Annotated in this window: 14 protein-coding genes and 1 other RNA gene; 1 reads left to right on the top strand and 14 read right to left on the bottom strand. The window is 60.9% G+C overall.

The genetic code is table 11. The annotated features are described in order from the left end of the window. The first annotated feature begins 427 nt into the window (after nt 1–427). Entirely contained in the window at nt 428–1,216 is a 789-nt protein-coding gene (locus FYJ44_RS11810; protein ID WP_288957341.1) for an FCD domain-containing protein, read from the top strand. A gap of 234 nt (nt 1,217–1,450) precedes the next feature. On the opposite strand, the gene ffs is transcribed toward FYJ44_RS11810, so the two are convergent. The 14 genes from ffs to FYJ44_RS11730 form a co-directional block, all read right to left on the bottom strand. Next, nucleotides 1,451–1,536, bottom strand: an RNA gene (gene ffs / locus FYJ44_RS11805) — signal recognition particle sRNA small type. Nucleotides 1,537–1,653: 117 nt separating this feature from the next. Further along, nucleotides 1,654–2,469 (bottom strand): amidohydrolase family protein, encoded by an 816-nt coding sequence (locus tag FYJ44_RS11800; protein WP_154512363.1) that lies wholly within the window; start codon nt 2,467–2,469, stop codon nt 1,654–1,656. A 203-nt stretch (nt 2,470–2,672) separates the two neighbouring features. Next, nucleotides 2,673–3,653 carry a D-2-hydroxyacid dehydrogenase gene (locus FYJ44_RS11795; protein ID WP_154512361.1) on the bottom strand — a complete coding sequence of 327 codons (981 nt, stop codon included), beginning with the start codon at nt 3,651–3,653 and terminating at the stop codon, nt 2,673–2,675. A gap of 231 nt (nt 3,654–3,884) precedes the next feature. Then, complete coding sequence (locus FYJ44_RS11790) at nt 3,885–4,448, bottom strand: hypothetical protein (RefSeq protein WP_154512359.1); 564 nt, start codon at nt 4,446–4,448, stop codon at nt 3,885–3,887. A 52-nt stretch (nt 4,449–4,500) separates the two neighbouring features. Next, the gene (locus FYJ44_RS11785) at nt 4,501–5,571 is read right to left on the bottom strand and encodes a sulfite exporter TauE/SafE family protein (RefSeq protein ID WP_229772687.1); all 1,071 of its coding nucleotides are present in this window, start codon (nt 5,569–5,571) and stop codon (nt 4,501–4,503) included. A 196-nt stretch (nt 5,572–5,767) separates the two neighbouring features. After that, nucleotides 5,768–6,577, bottom strand: a complete 810-nt coding sequence (locus FYJ44_RS11780) for a DUF169 domain-containing protein (protein WP_154512357.1) — start codon at nt 6,575–6,577, stop codon at nt 5,768–5,770. 1,041 nt (nt 6,578–7,618) lie between these two features. Then, nucleotides 7,619–7,777 carry an integrase core domain-containing protein gene (locus tag FYJ44_RS15060; RefSeq protein WP_407643781.1) on the bottom strand — a complete coding sequence of 53 codons (159 nt, stop codon included), beginning with the start codon at nt 7,775–7,777 and terminating at the stop codon, nt 7,619–7,621. Nucleotides 7,778–8,984: 1,207 nt separating this feature from the next. Continuing rightward, entirely contained in the window at nt 8,985–9,452 is a 468-nt protein-coding gene (gene pal / locus FYJ44_RS11760; protein ID WP_154512353.1) for a peptidoglycan-associated lipoprotein Pal, read from the bottom strand. Between the two features lie 207 nt (nt 9,453–9,659). Continuing rightward, complete coding sequence (locus FYJ44_RS11755) at nt 9,660–10,988, bottom strand: beta-propeller domain-containing protein (RefSeq protein WP_154512351.1); 1,329 nt, start codon at nt 10,986–10,988, stop codon at nt 9,660–9,662. A 31-nt stretch (nt 10,989–11,019) separates the two neighbouring features. After that, nucleotides 11,020–12,156, bottom strand: a complete 1,137-nt coding sequence (locus FYJ44_RS11750) for a TonB family protein (protein ID WP_154512349.1) — start codon at nt 12,154–12,156, stop codon at nt 11,020–11,022. Between the two features lie 395 nt (nt 12,157–12,551). Next, the gene (locus tag FYJ44_RS11745; RefSeq protein WP_154512347.1) at nt 12,552–13,505 is read right to left on the bottom strand and encodes a cell envelope integrity protein TolA; all 954 of its coding nucleotides are present in this window, start codon (nt 13,503–13,505) and stop codon (nt 12,552–12,554) included. A 7-nt stretch (nt 13,506–13,512) separates the two neighbouring features. After that, the gene (locus FYJ44_RS11740; RefSeq protein WP_154512345.1) at nt 13,513–13,968 is read right to left on the bottom strand and encodes an ExbD/TolR family protein; all 456 of its coding nucleotides are present in this window, start codon (nt 13,966–13,968) and stop codon (nt 13,513–13,515) included. Between the two features lie 2 nt (nt 13,969–13,970). Continuing rightward, entirely contained in the window at nt 13,971–14,666 is a 696-nt protein-coding gene (locus FYJ44_RS11735) for a MotA/TolQ/ExbB proton channel family protein (RefSeq protein ID WP_154512343.1), read from the bottom strand. Between the two features lie 255 nt (nt 14,667–14,921). Beyond that, nucleotides 14,922–16,856: a sigma 54-interacting transcriptional regulator gene (locus FYJ44_RS11730; protein WP_154512341.1), complete on the bottom strand. Its 1,935-nt coding sequence runs from the start codon at nt 16,854–16,856 to the stop codon at nt 14,922–14,924. Nucleotides 16,857–16,886: the final 30 nt, after the last annotated feature.

Below are 16,886 nucleotides of genomic sequence, written 5' to 3'. Positions count from 1 at the left end.
AAACCTCTGCCACGTCAATCAAGCGACATTTGTTCCGGCGCGCATTCCTCACTCTCGGGAGTACTCCGGGGCGGATCGGTCCCTTTGGGGGCCCGGGCCGCGCAAAACCGTCTGCGCCATGCCCGCCTGCCCGGTTTGTGGCCGGACCGCGCTGCTTTTTGCCGTTTCATTCTGAATAGGTCATTGCTATTAACAAGTCAACATGTCATACCAAAAAAGGACAAAGAAACTTTGGCCTTTTGCCTTTTTGCGAATTTGTTCAGCCGGGTTTACAAAACCGTGCCAGCCGGGCACACTAAGCCCGCCGGCATAGTTTTTTTCACCAATTGTTCACACCTTACCAACGATACGCATGAAAAACAACTATACAGAAATACTTGGGAACAGACGGCGCAATATTCAGCGTCCGCGTGTGCATACCGAGGTATTGACCTGTCTTCTGGAGGATATCCGGGCCGGGGTTTACCAGGAGGGCCAGAAGCTGCCCTCCGAGCGGGAGCTCATGGAGGAGTTCGGCGTAGGGCGGCCCGCAGTGCGCGAGGCCCTGTCCGCTTTGGGGCGCATGGGTCTGATCGAAATTTCGCCCGGCATGCGCGCCCGGGTCTGCAAGCTTACGCTCAAGCCCCTGCTGGGCGAAATGCGCGCCACGTTGCAGATTTATTCCAGTTCGCCGGACGGCTGGCGGCAGCTCCATGACCTGCGCCTTTTTTTCGAAACTTCCGTGGCCCGGCAACTGGCCCGGCAGGTGACGGACGACCAGTTAAGGTCGCTGCGGGACATCCTCGTCAATCAGCGGAACTTTCTGGACAGGTCGGAGATCCGTTCCTTTGCCGAGGCGGATATCGCCTTTCATCGCGCTCTGGTGGAATTTATGGGTAATCCTTTTCTCGGGCTGCTGGCTGAGGGCTTCGGGGGCTGGCTGATTACGCCCCTGTATGCTTCCATGCAGGTGCGGCGGCAGAGCGAACGTTCGTACACCGCGCATGTGGCCGTGCTTGAGGCGTTGAAAGAACGGAATCCGGATCTGGCCGAGCAGGCCATGCGCTTGCATCTGGAAGAGATGCGCGGCATTTACCTGGTGGACCTGATGGCCGCGCGGGCGGCCGGGGAAGGCGGCGAGGATTTTGCCCCCCTGGATCCGGCGTCGCCGTCTCAGCCGGACGAGCAGGAATTTCCGCCCCTGAAGTTCGGCGCGCCGGAGCGTGCGCCGGGGTAGGGGCTTGTGGCGTTGAGCCCGCCGCGCCATGGCGCGGCGAAGCACGCCTGGAGCGAATTAATGTTAAGAGGTTACATTGTTACCGTTTGAAGACGCCCGCTTCGGCGCTTAACAACACAAAGAAATGACGCGCCTTCGTGGCGAGCGGCTGCTCTTGCAGCGGACCGGGCAATTTAAAAGCAAAATTTTCTAGTGAACGCAAAAAACGCGACAAAGTTGACTTTGTCGCGTTTTTTGTGGGCCGGACACCCGGCAACGTCTGTTACCGCTGCTTCCTTTCGGACCTGACGGGGTTGGCAGTGTTGCCGCCGTCCGGCTTGAGCAATGCTTTACCCGCAAAGGGAGGGGCTGTCAATCGCGCTCCGCCCGGCGGGTTCTTTGGAAAAAGAGCCGTCAGCTGCCGTAAACGCCGAGAAATGGCGCGGCCGTATGCCGGTTCAGGCCAGAGCCGGGCCTTGGGCCGCGAAAAGCCGTTCGGCATTGCTCAGCACGGCTTCCAGTTGCGCATCGCTCAGTCCGGCCATGCGTTGCAGGCGTTCCAGTTCTTCCTCGGGGTCATACAGCGGCCAGTCTGTGCCGAAAAGCAGGCGTTCACGGGGAAAGGCGTCCAGCAGGGCGCGCAGTTCCCCGTGCGTCACAAAGGGCGTGACGCTGGAGGTGTCAAACCAGAGGTTTTCGCGCCGCCGTCCGCCCAAGGCTTTGAGGGCGTGGTCCCACATGCGGTAGCCGCCCAGGTGGGCCGCGATGACCGTCAGGCCCGGAAACGCGTCTAGAATGGCGGCCAGCTTGTAGGGGCAGGAGGGATTTTTCTCCGGGCTGGTCTTGTCGCCGATGTGAATTTCAAAAATAAAATCCTTCTGGGCCGCCTCGAAAATCGGCAGCAGGCGTGCGTCGTCGAGCCAGAAGCCCTGGAAGTCGGGGTGCAGTTTGAGGCCGCGCAGGCCTGCCGCCTTGATCCGTTTGAGTTCCGCCTCCCAGTTGGCGTAGCCGGGGTGCAGGGTGCCGAAACCAATGACCTCGGCATGTTTTTTTTGCAGGCTTATGGCGTAATTATTGGCCGGAATCACCTGGGCCGGGGCCGTGGCGGCGCAGAGCACCACGCATTTGTCCACGCCCGCGTGTTTTTCGCGGACCAGCAGATGGTCTATGGTACCGTCGCCGGCGCAGGCGACGGTGTAGAAGTTGTTGAGGTGATCGACGGCCTTGTGGGCGATCTTGGGATGAAAGGCGTGGGTATGGATGTCGATGAACATGGTCGGCCCTGCGAAATGTAACGCTTGAAATCTTGCTTGCGGCGGGCAAAAACGCCTGCGCGCGGTTCGTGGCAATACGTTGCGGGCGAATGGCCCCGAGGCCGCCGTGCCCGCAGCGCGGCGGGACGACCCGGTTTCGCCATGAACGGCTCAGACCGCTGCGCGACAACGGTTGCAGTAAGCCCCGGAACGCTTGCCCGCCGTCACTGTGCAGCTGTGCCGCTCACCCCGTTGACCACGTTGATTGGATGGCCCTCTTGCCAGCGGCGGATATTTTCAGCCGTGAGATTGATAATGTTCTGGCGGGCTTTGACCGTGGCCCAGGCGATATGCGGGGTGATCAGGGTATTGGGCGCGCTGAGCAGGGGATTGTCCCGGCTGGGCGGTTCCTGGGAGAGCACGTCCGTGCCGAGGCCGCGCAATTTCCCGCTCTTCAGAGCTTCGGCCGCCGCCGCCTCGTCCACCAGCGGGCCGCGCGCCGTGTTCAGAACGATGCTTCCGTTACGCATTTTGGCCAGGCTTTTGGCGTTGATCAGGTGGTGGGTCTGGGGCGTGAGCGGGCAGTGCAGGGAAATAACGTCCGAACCCGCGAAAATCTGGTCCAGGGAGGCAAAGGCGAAGGGACTGTAGGCCGGCGGATTTTTGGGCGTGCGGCAATGGGCCAGCACGCTCATGCCGAATGCGTGGGCCAGTTCGCCCATCCGGCGTCCGATGGAGCCGAAGCCGATGATCCCCATGGTCAGGCCTTCCAGGCAGAGTGGAGTGCTTTTCCAGTAGCACCATTGCTCGGCCCGTTCCCAGTCCCCGGCTTTGACGCTTTCGGTATGCCGGCTGGTATGGCGGCAGAGCTCCAGCAAAAGGGCCATGGCATGCTGGGCCACGTCGTCCACGCCGTAAGCCACCACGTTGCAGACCGGGATCCGGCGTTCGGCAAAGGCATCCACATCCACGGTATTGTACCCCGTGGCCAGCACGCCCACCATGCGCGCGTCCTCCAGCGCCGGAAGATCGTCGCGGCGCAGGCAGGTCTTGTTGGCCAGCAGCACATCGGCGCCCCTGGCCCGTTCCGCCAGTTGTTCCTTGCTCGTTTCGTCGTACACGATCACGTCGCCCAGCGCTTCGATGGGACCCCAGTCCACATCGCCGGGATTAAGTATGGCGCCGTCGAGAATGACTATTTTCATGGGGAATCCTTGGGTTGCTGTCTGTGCGCGGCCCACGGCCGCGTGGGGGACTAGTGTAGCCCGAGGCGGTTCGGGCCGCAAGCGCCCGGCCGCGCCTGAGCAGGGCTGACTCATGTAAAAACTTTCTGGTTACCGGTATAATGCCATATGGTAAAGCTCAGAGCTCTATCTGGACCAGAAAGGGAGTTGACGAAGAACCGCAAACAAAAAGGAGAAACGGCAAACGCGTCTTCAGAAATGCCGGGCAGTGCCGCGCCTTTCACGAGCCTGACGCTTGATGCCCTCAATGTAAGAGAAAAAGGGGAGATGTTTTCTGCAGCGGGCGAAGATCAGATGCAAAAGCAGATAGCAGGACAGGAGCACAAAAACATAACTCGCGTGCATATCCGTGCCCGGGATATGATACAAGGTAATGCCCTCAAAGCGCAGGGACATCCAGGCCAGAGCAAAGGGCAGTGGCCAGAGGCCGGACATGCCCACGGCGGCCTGGGCGAAAAAGTTGCGGCCGAAATCCTCATGGGCCAGCTTGTTGGCGGCGAGGTAAGCGGTCTTGTCCCCGGCATGGAGCGCGTCCACAGAGAGATTGTGGTAATGCAGCAGATTGTCCTGCATGGCCAGCAGGCGGCGGCGTTGCAGCCAGAACAGCAGGGATGACGTCAGCTCCCCCAGCAATAGGCAGAGGCCAGCCAGACATCCGGCACCCAGCCAGAGACCGGCATGAGGTTCCGCTGGCCAGCGGAAGGGCGCGATCAGCAAGGCGTCAAGCCAGGGAGGGACAAGTGAGGTGAAATCCATGATGACGAGGCCCGGACCGCACGGCGGTCCGGGTTGTCCTTTCACTGCGACGTTACCAGAGTCGCACGCCGAAGAAACCGCGCAGCACGTAATTGATGCCCACGATAAAAGCCACCAGGATGAAAAGGCGCTTCAACCAGATGTCAGGCAGATATTTTGCCGTGATGGGGCCCACCCAGGAACCGATGACAATTCCCACCAACTCCAGGCCGATGAGGGGCCAGTACACGGGTGTGCCGCCGAACATGAAGGTGCTGATGGAGGTCACCATGCCCACCAGCACGGCGAAAGCCGAAGTGCCCGCCGCCAGATACATGGGCAACTGGGCGATGCTGGTCAACAGAGGAACCAGCAGAAAACCGCCGCCCACGCCCAGGAAAGATGCCACGGCCGCCACCACGAAGCCGCCCAGCACCGGCATGTAGGGATTAAAGGAAAATTCCACTCCGCAGAAGGTAAAGACCACGCGCTTGAGTCCGACGCTGACGATGGTCACGCGCGTGCCCGCGGCGGCATTGCCGGCGTGGTTCTTGCTGGCCTCCTCAAAGGCTTTGGCCGCGGCTGCCGCTTTTTTCTTCTTGGCGCGGGCGGCCGGGGAGGTTTCATAGAGCAGGTAACAGCCAAGGCCCAGCACAAACACGCCGAAATAACCCACATAATCCCGGAAAGAGATCTTGCCCTGGGTCAGAATGGGCGTGAGAATGGAGCCTACCAGCGAACCCGTGCCCAGGGCGATGCCCAGCGGCAGCACGATGCGCCCCAGCGTCCAGTACTTGAAAGAAGATATCAGAGACGAGGTGCCCACCAGCCACTGGTTGGACACGCGAATGGAGTCCGTAACCAGCTTGTTCATGGGCGTGCCCTTGCCGAAGGAGGCCGCGTACTCGCCCAGGCCGAACACGCTGATATGCCCCACAGAGGCCATGACGCCGCCGAACGCTCCCACGCTGGAGAATATCCAGCCCACCCAAACGGCCCAGCAGAAGGCCAGAACCATATTGACGTTGGGCGCGCCGGGAATGCCCAGAAAGCCGGTGGCGGCGGAGGAGTCAATCTTGCCTGCGGCTGTGGCCGAGGCAATGGCCGTTTTGAGACGGTCGGCAGTGTCGGCCTGCGTCGGCATGGAGGTTGGCTTGACGGTTCCGGCTCCGGCCGCGGACGGTGGGGCGGCCTCCATCAGGCTGCCTTGCGTCGGCTCTCCGGACTGCATGGCGGCCCCGGCGGGCGCACTCGCCAACAAACAGGCCGTCAGCATGAAAATCGCCAGCAATTTTCCACACCATATGTTTTTGCGGAACATAAGCATCATACTCACCTGGCTACCCTTTGCCACAGCCCGCACAGGCGGAGCCGTCGCCGTTCTTGAAGATGATCAGGGGGCAGTTTTTGCAGATATCCCCACCGGGGAAGTAGTCGCCCGGCCGCGTCACGGAGCTGGAGCCGCTTTTTTTAATGCGCTGGAGCAAGCGGGCCACCACGGCCTCCAGATGCTCGCCGGGGATGAATACATAGGTTTCTCCGCGCTCGGTCTTGCCCGCGTTATATGAGCCGGAACAAGGCGGGCAGTGATTGAATGTCTTCTGCTGCCAGCAAAAAACCGACCCGCCGCACGCCGACGAGCTCATGGTGATCTGCGGCCGCAGGGGGTGCGTATCCGTGGCGGCCATATAGTCCACAGCCAGGTGATAGGCCTGCACACTATCGCAATAAAAATGAATCACATGCGGCGACAGCACGGCCTCGCCCAACGGTCCCACCGCCACCGCCTTGAGGCTGTTCATGGGCATGTGAGGTTTGGAGCGGAGGAAGCGCTCGGTCTGGGCCTCGTCCACACAGTATTTGAGCTGGGACTTCACTTCCTTTTCATCTATTTCGCGCCAGCCGAAGCTGACCTGGGAATTGGTGCAAGCCAGGGTTTCCGCCGTGCCCAAAACAGTCTTGCCCTGCATGCGGGCTGCGGTTTCCCACTGGCAGAAGGTCAGCGGCTTGATCGGCGTCACATATGGGGCGCGGCGTTTGAACTCTTCCACCTCTTCATCCGTAAACAGCCAGGTTACAGCTATGGGATGGTGGTAGAGACGCAACTGATCCATAAGGATGGATTCCAACTCTCGAAAAGAAAGGGGCATGGTTCCTCCTATGCGTTGCAGTATGGATGATGCTGAACTGCTGAAATAACATTGTCCTCCTTGTCTGATGCTCTCCACAGAAAACACTCTCTCCCCTTCTCAGCGCGACTCCCCTGTGACAGCAGTCAATCGTGTCTCTTTGAATGCCGGGATCTTCGTGCCGCCCTTAGCCTGAGATGGCAACCGCGGCATGTGATCAGTTTTTACTCGAAAAGCGCACGTCGGTTGCCGACATCGTCAAGCCTGGCCGAGGAGTAGGCGTCACACCCAACGCATGTCCGCTCCGGCCGTTCATGACGCACATAGCCCGGAAAACCGGCAAGGTAAGGCATTGATTTCACAAATACAGTCGGCTGTAGTAACTATGCCGGACCAAGGCTCACTATGTTCATAATGTTGTGCAATAAAAATTTATGCATAGCTTATCAAATAATAAATGAAAATTTTCAAGGTCCTGGGAATATATTTTTTATACCAGACTAATCTTGTCAAACTAAATAAAATTAAAAATATCAAGAAATATCAATAATATGTTGTATAAACAGCGTATATAGAACAAGTATATAAGCTGATTTTAAATTTTGAGTTGATCTATAATAACACACAATTTTCCCAAACGTTATCACAGATTCTCAAATATGTTTTCCAAAAGCTCAAACGCAGGTACAAAATAACCTTCTCGCCGGTTCGGATTCAAAAAGCAGCCATATAGGATCAGCTAACCGCAATCCCATCAGGCGGTGTGGCCAGCCGCGCTGTTGTCCCGTCGTCGGAGGTCGTGTCCGCATTATTTTTGCTTGGTTGAAGGAAGCTGAGCGCCGCCCCCTCAGAGTCCGGAGGCGCGAATTTTTGGCGGGATTCCGGCTGACGGTAGCCGGTTACAGACTTGTGAAGAAAATGTTGCATCGCATCGCTTCGTCGGAGCGATGCGCAGGCGGATGGCAGACGCCGGGAGAATTCTAAAAAACGCGCTGGCCGTTGCCGTGCCGGCGGCTTATGGATAGCGGCAGTGACTCTAGATGTAGAGTGTCAACACGTTGTTCACCCTGCGCCCAGTTTTGAAGCTGGAGGTTTTCTGCCAAGAGCCGAATGCGGCCGCACATAGTTATAGCGGTATGTCCAGATCGACAGATAATCGGTCCTTTGCCGGGAGTGGGTGTATGTTGGTGCATATGCCCACTCTTTTAATGCTATTTTGATGAACCGTTCCGCTTCACCGTTAGTTTGCGGGCGATAAGGCCGTGTACGTTTGTGTTTTATGCTGAATTCTCGGCAAACATCGCGAAAATTTCATGATTTATAGCAAGCGCCATTGTCCGTAAGCACGCGCTCTACTTTAATCCCATGTGAGGCATACCACGCAACGGCAAACCATAAGAATTTCACTGCTGATTCTGCGGTTTCATCCGAGAATATTGCCGCATATGCAAGGCGGGATGCGCCATCAAACGCATACGTGCAAATATTCCCAGCCTGGTCGGCGTCGATGGACTTGCCGTGTACCTACTTTTCTGTGCCCAAACCCATCAATCTTTCCAAGCCGCTTGATATCCAGATGCAGCATTTGTCCCGGCATTTCCCATTGATAGCGGACAACAGGCAGTTTCTCCTCCAAGGAGGCAAGCCGGGAGCAAGCAAGCTTGCGTAAGGCGCGCAACACGCTGCTGCGGCAAAAGCCGAGTTGTCATACGCATCTTCCGCAACGCTAACATGCGATAAACATTCTCCTCCGTGCCGATAGCGACTCATCCACTTTCTGGCAGTACGTATGCTTACGCCAAAGTCGGTGGCAACTTCGGCGGCCGGACGGTATGCATCAGCCGGATCATTTCCTCTCAACATTTGGCCGTCAATTTGGCATTTGTATGACTGTTCACCTTCCCCATCGGTCGGTTTTAGTAGTATGGTAACTCCAGATTTACCGACTTGAATGAGTGTGAACAACCTATTGTAACATTACATTTAGAGCAGATTAATTTTGAAATGTTGTACATTTCAAAGTTTAAATAAACGTCAATTCCGCCTCTTAACAGCGAAAATAAATTGCACTTACGGCTTCGTGGCGAGAGGCGGCTGTGTAGCCTCGTTAGAGCCTTTCAAAATTAAAACACTCTAAAACTCTTGCGCCGCAACGGCTGAAGCGGGATTTTCCGGCATCGGCAAGGAAAATGGCGCTTTTGGCGCGCGGACAGACCGGAAAACGGCCTGGAGGGTCGTGCCCCTTGGCGAATGTAGCGTGATTTACGGGCATCGGGAGCAGCGATGTTCTTCAGGTACGGGAGCGGCAAAAAGCGCCGGATTGCCGGGCTTAATCCGCGCCGCGCGGAATGCCTGCCCTGCGTGCCCTGCCGGACGACAAAAAAGGCCGCCCTTGCGGGCGGCCTTGAGGAAACGCGTCAACGGATGCCTAGTGGGCGATCACGCGGAAGTCGTCGCGGCGGTTCTTGGCCCACACGGCTTCGCCGGTACCCTGAACGGCCGGATTTTCCTTGCCGTAGCTGATCATTTCAAGCTGGTTGGGGCTCACGCCCAGGGTGACCAGGTATTCATAGGCGGCGCGGGCGCGGCGTTCGCCGAGGGCCAGGTTGTATTCCTGGGTGCCGCGATCGTCGCAGTTGCCTTCAATGCGCACGCGAATGCTGGGGTATTTCTTCATCAGCTCGGCCTTGGTCTTCAGCATGTCCTTGTACTCGGGCTGGATGTTGAATTTGTCGAAAGCGAAGTACACGCGAGCGTCGGTGATCTGCTGAATGGCGGCCCGCATTTCAGGGGTCAGACCATCATCATAGCCGGGTTCGGCGGTGGTTTTCTTCGCGCAGCCGAAACCGGCGGCAAGGGCCATAACCAGAGCAAGAATAAGAGCGTAGCGTTTCATTGTGTGTCCTCCTGAACAGCTCATACTCCAAAAAAAATACCTTTCCTTTCTGCACAATGCGTAATCCCTTGATCACGCGAGAAAGATGGTATCTGCCCCTCTATTTTTGTCAAGGTATGGAAGGCATATTCGTAAAATTTTTTTTACCCGGCCGTTGAAGGAACTTCAGACGACCGGGTAAAAACAAACGGAGGCCGGGCGTAACCCTTACTTCTGCGTCACAGGCATGCCCCAGCGCGGGAAAGAAGCCGCGCCGCCGCCGGTGGGCACTTGCTTGGCGTCGCCGCCGTGGCGGGTGGTCAGATAGATGCCGCGTCCGCCGCTGCGGGTGGAGGCGAAGGCGATGAAGTAACTGTCCGCGCAGAAGGAGGGCTGCTCATCGCTGCCGGGGCCGAAGGTGATCTGGCGTTCCATGCCCGTCAGCATGTCCTGCACGAAGATGCGGTGGCCGTAATCGGTCATCCGGCTGTAGACCACCAGGGTGCCGTCGGGCGAAAGATTGGCTTCGCTGTTATAGGTGCCGTTCTTGCTCACCCGGCTGATGCTGCCGCTGTTCAGGTCTTTGAGGAAGATCTGCGGTCCGCCCAGACGGGAGGAAGTGAAGGCCATCTTGGTGCCCGTGCTGTCAAAGGTGGGTGAAACATTGATGGCGTTGCTCTGTTCCAGCACGCGCTCCTTCTGGAAGACATGGTTGAGCAGAAAAATGACCGGGTATTTGCCGTTGGACAGGGCCACGGCCACCTTGTTGTCGGGCATGAAGGCCGGGCCGATCACCACGTTGCCGGGGAAGCGGATGCGCTGCACCTTGCCGGTGGAGCGGTCCCAGACGCCCAGAGCGTGGGACTTGGGGTCGATATGGGTGAAGACCACAAAGCGTCCGTCCGGGGACCACGCCGGAGACATGGCCTCGCCCGGCATATTGGTGATCTGGCGCAGATCGCGGCCAGTGGGCTTGACCAGCCAGACGTTGGCGCTCAGTTTGCCGGTCTTCTTCACAAAGGCGAGGGTGGAGCGGAAGAAGGCGCCGTTGCCGGTCAGGGCTTCCAGCAGGTCGGCGCAGAAGCGGTCGGCCACTTCGGGCAGGTCGCGGCTGTTGACCTTGGGATATTCCTTGCCGAACAGGCGGCCGCCGGTATTGGTTTCAAAAGCGCGGATCTGGACGGGCCGGGTGCCGCTGTCGCCGTCGGGCCAGAAAGTGGTGACCACGATGTCCGAACCGGCCAGCTGGAAGCGTTTGAAGTCCAACGCGGGCGGCTCGTAGCCGGGCAGGAGCACACCGCCCAGCACGGCCTTGGGGTCAGTGAGGCGCATGAAGGGCAGAAAGCTCAGGTTCTGCTCCACCAGTTTTTGCAGTTCCCCGCCCATGCCCGTGGCCTGGACCTGCGGGCCTTTGAGCGGCGCGGCCAGCGCCAGATTGACGATATTCTGGCCGGGATTCATAATATCCACGCGCATGGCCGCTTCGGCGGCGGAACCGAAAAACGGCCCCAACGCCGCAGACAGAGCCAGGGCCAGGAGAAGAAGGATTTTTTTCATGGCTCGGTGTTCCTCATTCGGTCGGCGCGCCTCAGCGGCGCACCAGTGTAAAGGTGACGTCCAGCGTGTTGCCGAGGCCTGCGGGCGGCGGCGTTACGCTGCCTGCCCGGCGAATGCCCTGAAGCACGAATCTGTCCAGTAGTTTGTCCCCGCTGCCTTGCAGCAGGGTGGATTTTTTGATGGCGCCCGCGGCGTCCACGTCCAGCCGCACTGTAGCGTAATAGGTGCCCGGCGCGGTTTCCGCGGGGATGAACATGGCGTTGCGCAAATTCCGGGTGATGGTGGAAAAATATTTGCTGTAGCGCGCGTCGTACTGGTCCTGCGCCATGACGGCGGGCTTGCTTTCCGCAGGCCGCGATGCGGCCGGGGCCGGATCCACGGTTTTGCCGTTGCCCGGAACCGACTGAGCCGCCGGAGCGGCGGGCGCATCAATATCCAGACGCATTTCTTCTTCAGTGAGCCCCGTGGCGTTGGCGGACGGCGCGGCGGTTTTTCCCTTGGCGGAGCGAATGCTCTCGGTGGCCGGGCTGTCCGTGCTGAGACCGGAGCGCGGGTTTTTGGAGGCGTTTTTTTGCGTTGCGCCCGGCGCGGCCTTGGCGCGGGGCGGCGGGGCCACGGGCGCGGCCTTGACGTCAGGCAAGGGCTGGCCGGCGTTTTTGGCAATGGCCTCGGCGCGCTCACGGGCGCGCTCCTCCACGGAACTGGCCCGTTGCTGGCCCATGAGGCCTTCCGCCTTGGTCCTGGCCATGACCTCCGCCCGCAGCGCTTCTTCCGTGGAAAGGGTTTCGGCCTGGGCCTTGCCCTTGGGCGTGCCGGTCCAGAAGGCCAGATGCACGTCCAGAGGCATGCCGTAGGGCGGCGCTCCGAACGGAGCCGCCTGGCGTACCGCGCCGCAGGCGGAGCTGTCCAGAGCTTCCATGCCCGAGGCTTTGACGGATCTGCAGTCCAGCACCTTGCCCTGGCCGTCCAGGGAAACTTTCAGTCTGACGGTAAAATCACCCTTGAGCGCCGGCGGCGGCGCCCAGATCGCAATAACCTTGTCCAGCACCTTGCCGGAATAGCCGCCGTTCTGATCCACCGCCGCAATGCTTGCGCCGAAGGCCGGAACCGCCGTAATAAGCTGTAGTGTCAACAGGGCCGCAAGGCCCGCGCGCAACGGGGATGCCATGTCGTCCTCCCGGATTGGTCCGGATTAGCGCCCCATCGTTCATCCAGGGTGAACACTAGATCCAGTTTTGTATATGCGGCCGAGGGCGGCGGAAATTGCCGGACCTCGTCGGTGTGCCGAGTGTTGAGCGCCGGAGCGTTAAAGTGCGGATTGCCCGAACTCTGGCTGATCCCGTCCGTGGGACGTTGCCCCGCATGCCCGCATTAATTCAATCGCACGGCGAAAATCGGCATATTTCGCAGCGGCATGGCTCCAGTTCGGCTGTAACGTCCGCATGGTTTACATTCCGATATGCCCGTCATTTGCGCTCGTCGCCCGGCAGCGGGAACTCAGGACGCGCGAGCGGCAAAAAAGGGGACGCGGCATAGCGGCGTTATGTCTTTCTCCCGGACCGGTCAGCGTCCCATAAGTTCATCATAGCTGAAAACCAGCTCCAGGTCCGTGTATTCGGCCGAGGGCGGCGGCGGGAACTGTCCGGCCTGACCGGTGCGCACCACGGCGTTGACCGCCGAGGCGTCGTACTGGGCATTGCCCGAGCTTTGACTCAGTTCAGCTTGCAGAACCTTGCCCTGCATGTCCACCCTGACCCTGACCGAGCAGGCCAGATTGGCGCGCGCCGCCGAGGCGAAGCCCCAGTTGGGGCGCACGGCCAGCATGACCTGGCCCATATAGACGTCGCCCAGGCCGCCCCCGCCGGGGCCGTCGCCTTCGCCGCCGCCCCCGCCGCGATTGCCGCCGGCCTTGCGCTGGGCTTGGGCCAGGGCCTGTTCAATGGCGTTGCCCCGGTCGCCGGATTCGGCGCGGGAAGTGGCCTTGCGGGCCTTCTGCAAAGCGGCGGCCACCGGATCTTCCTTGGGGGCCCGCTTTTTGGGCTGCTCCTGCTTGGCCTTTTGGGGCTCTTCCTTTTTTTCCTGCTTTTGGGGTTCGTCCTTGGGAGGCTCTTCCTTCTTGGGCAGGTCTTTCTTTTTCTGGGCTACCGGGGTGGCCTCGGGCTTGGGTTCGGGTTTTGGTTCCGGCTTCGGTTCCGGCTTGAGCTCGGGCTTTTTAACCGGCGCGGCTTCCTTGGGCGGCGCGGGCACAGGCGCGGGCTCCCGGACCTCTTCCCGCGCGGGCGCGGCGATTTCATTTTTGGGCGCGGGCGGCGTAGGGGCCTTGGGACCTTCCGCCGGTTCACCCATATGCCCCAGAATGGGCGAGGGCGTCCGGTTGCCGCCGGGCGCGCCTTCCACCAGGCTGATCATCACCGGCGGGGTGTCCAGCCGGATCGGAGGATGGCTGGGCCAGAACCAGATCAGCAGAAAGGCCGCCAGATGCAGGCAGAAAGAAAGGACATAGGAGGCCAGGCGCATGCGGAACCTACTTCCGGGTTCCGGCGGCAGCGGGTTTCGCGCCGCCGGGGGCCGCGCCCTCGGGCTGCTCGGCCATCACGCCCAGCTTTTCAATGCCCACGGCCTTGATATGGCCCATGACCTCCACCACGATGCCGTAGGGAACTTCCTTGTCGGCCTGCAAAAAGAGGCTCTTGTTCTTTTCCTTGACCAGACGCTGAAGGTAGCCCTCCAGGTCTTCCATATTGTCCACGCCGTATTCGTCCAGAAAGATCTTGCCGTCCTTCCGCACCGTGAGGACCATGTGGTCCGCTTCGGTGGGCAGTACTTCCACCTGTTTGGTCTGGGGCAGATCCACGTCCAGTCCCTGGCTCATCATGGGCGTGGCCACCATGAAAATGATCAGGAGCACCAGCATCACGTCCACAAAGGGCGTGACGTTGATCTCCGAGACAAATTTGCTGTTGCCGAGGCTCGCGCCCATGATTACAGCTCCGTGGCGCCCGCGCGCTGCACGGGACGGTGGGCGTTGAGCTCGCGCTGGACGCGGTTCAGGAAGAAGCCCGCGAAATTGACCAGCAGGGTGTCCACCTGGGAAAGCCTGCCCATAAAGATGTTGAAGCCCACCGTGGCGGGCACGGCCACGCCCAGACCGATGGCCGTGGCGACCAGGGCTTCGGAAATGCCCGGCGCGACGGTGGCCAGGGAGGCGGATTTGAGCATGCCGATGGAGTGGAACGAGCTCATGATGCCCCAGACCGTGCCGAACAGGCCGATGAAGGGCGCGGTGTTGGCCGTGGTGGCCAGCACCGAGAGGGAACGCTGCAGGCGGGACAGCTCACTGGCGACGCCCTGACGCAGAGCCCGGCGCACATTGTCCACCACAACTTCGCTGGAATTGCCCAGCTCCTTGGAGCGGTTGAACTCCAGGACGCCCTGATGGGCGATGTAGTAGAGCGGCGAAGCCGGGTCGGACCCCAGAGACTGCACGGCCTCGCGCAGACTGGCGGCCTTCTCGAAACGCTCGGTGCCGCTCAGAGCCTTGCGGCTGGCCGCGCTGAGCGCGATGAACTTCTGGATCATCATCCCCCAGCTGCCGATGGACATGAGCACCAGAAGCGCCAGCACGGCCTTGGCCACCAGGCTCGCCTGGGCGATCATCGAAAAAAAACTGAATTCCATGTGGTTCTCCGTAACAGTGCGCGATCAAAGCCGTTTGCGCGGGCTTTGCGCCGCCGCGCGGGCGTGTCAGGGGCGTTCCGTTTTTGTTCCGGCACGGCCGCAAAACAACGCCGGACAACGGACGCAAAAAAACGTCCACCGCAAGGGGGCGGAACCGCTAGGCCCGCGACAGGGCTTCGAGGCGGAGAATGCAACGAGTAGTCTCTTTTTTCAAGATTTTTTTTAGATTGTCGGCAGGCGGCGGCCGCGTGGCGTTCAGCGCGGACCGGCCTTCATTTTACGCCAGAGGGTGTTGGCGCTGATGCCCAGATTTTTGGCGGCCCGGCCGCGGTTGTGCGCGCATTTTTCCAGTTCGGCGCGGATGATCTCCCGCTCCAGGGTTTCCAGACGTTCCCTGAGATTGCCCCGGCCTTGTGCGCGGCCGTCGGGGAGGGTGGGGGCTTTGTCGGCGGGCCGTTCCGCCGGGGCAAGCAGCCCCTGCGTGGCGCGCAGATCGTCAAGCAGCTTTTCCAACAGGGCCCTGTCGCACTGTCCGCCGTCCGAGAGCAGGCAGTAGCGGCGCAGCAGGGCGTCCAGCTCGCGCACGTTGCCGGGCCAGGCATAGTCCTTCAGCAGGCCCAGGACATGGGGCGAAAGTTCTTTGTGCGCCATGTTTAGCCTTGCCAGAATGTGTCGCGCCAGCAGAGGGATGTCCTCCGGCCTCTCGCGCAGGGGCGGGGTTTGCAGACGCAGCAGGGAGAGGCGGTAATAGAGATCAGCCCGGAAGCGCCCGGACCGTACCTCTTCCACCAGATCCTTCCAGGAGGAGCTGATCACGCGGGCGTTGACGGCAATGGGCCTGTCGCCGCCCAGACGGAATATTTCGCCGGTTTCCAGCACGCGCAACAGGCGGATCTGCACGGCCGGGCTGATGTCCGCGATTTCGTCCAGAAAAATGCTGCCGTCCTGGGCCATTTCAAACAGGCCTTCCTTGCCGCCGCGCCGTGCGCCGGTGAACGCGCCCTCGTCGTAGCCGAAGAGTTCGCTTTCCAGCAGGCTGTCGGGCAGCGCGCCGCAGTTCAAGGCCACGAAGGGACCGTTCCTGCGCGGCCCGGCCTGGTGCAGGGCGTGAGCCAGCAGCTCCTTGCCGGTGCCGCTTTCGCCGTGGATGTGCAGGGCGGCGTCCGCGTCGGCGAAGCGGGCGGCCTGGAGGCGCAGCTCGCGCATGGCCGGGCTTGCGCCCAGCAGGCTGTCCAGATTGTGGCGGGCGATGAAGCCGCGTCGGCCGCTGTTTTTGAGCTTGCGGCTCAGATCGCGCAGGCGGGCGGCCGGAGCAAAGGCCGCCAGCGCGCCGCGCGGCTTGCCGTCCACCAGGATCGGACGGGTGTTGATGACCAACTCGCGCCCGTTGATGCGGCGGATGATCCCTTCCTCGCCGCGGCCGGTTTTCAGGGCTTTGGCGAGCCCCAGGCTTTCCGGCAGGCCGGGGCCGTCAGCACCGGCGGAATCAAGCAGGTCTTCCAGCAGAACTTCCGCGGCGCGGTTGCTGGTGGCCGTGCGCCCGTCGGTGTCCACGCCCACGATGCCTTCATGCAGGGATTCCAGCACACCGCGCAGCCAGGCGGTCTGCTCCCGGTCCTGCTGCTGGGAGCGGGCGATGTTCAGAGCTTCATCCAGGGCCCGCTCCAGGGCCTCCTCGCCCGGCGTGACCACCACGCCCCGGCAGCCCTGGGCCTGGGCTATCTCCGCGCAGATGCCGCCGCCTACCACGCAGCCTACGCCCTGGTCCACGGCACGGCTGATGCCGGACACCAGTTCCTGGGTAGTGGTGAAGGGCACGGGCAGCAGACGCACGCGCAGCAGTTCGGAAAACAGGGCAGGCCAGGGAGGCAGCGCCCCGTAGCAGGTGCAGGCGATATAGTCCGCGTGCTCGCGCGCCTTGAGCAGGGCTTCGAGGATGTCCAGGTGGCTGCGGGCGATGGTCACCACCGGGCGGCGCAAGTGACGGCGCAGCAGTTTGCCGGTGCCCCCGCCGCCCAGAATCACGTCCGTGCCCTCGGCCAGCAGGGCGCGGGCCACGGGCAGGGCCTCTTCCATGCCGGCCAGGCGGATTTCCATGGGCAGGTGGCGGGTCGCCGCGTAGTCGCGCACGGTCTGGGCCACGGGCAGGGAGTTGGAGACAAAGGCAAAACGGAAGGGAACATGGCTCATGGCTGCGTCCTGTGGCGGATTCGCCGGAAT

The organism is Desulfovibrio porci, assembly GCF_009696265.1.
Taxonomy (GTDB): Bacteria; Desulfobacterota; Desulfovibrionia; order Desulfovibrionales; family Desulfovibrionaceae; genus Desulfovibrio; species Desulfovibrio porci.
Note: the sequence above shows the minus strand (reverse complement) of the source record. Positions and strands in the feature narration are given on the sequence as shown.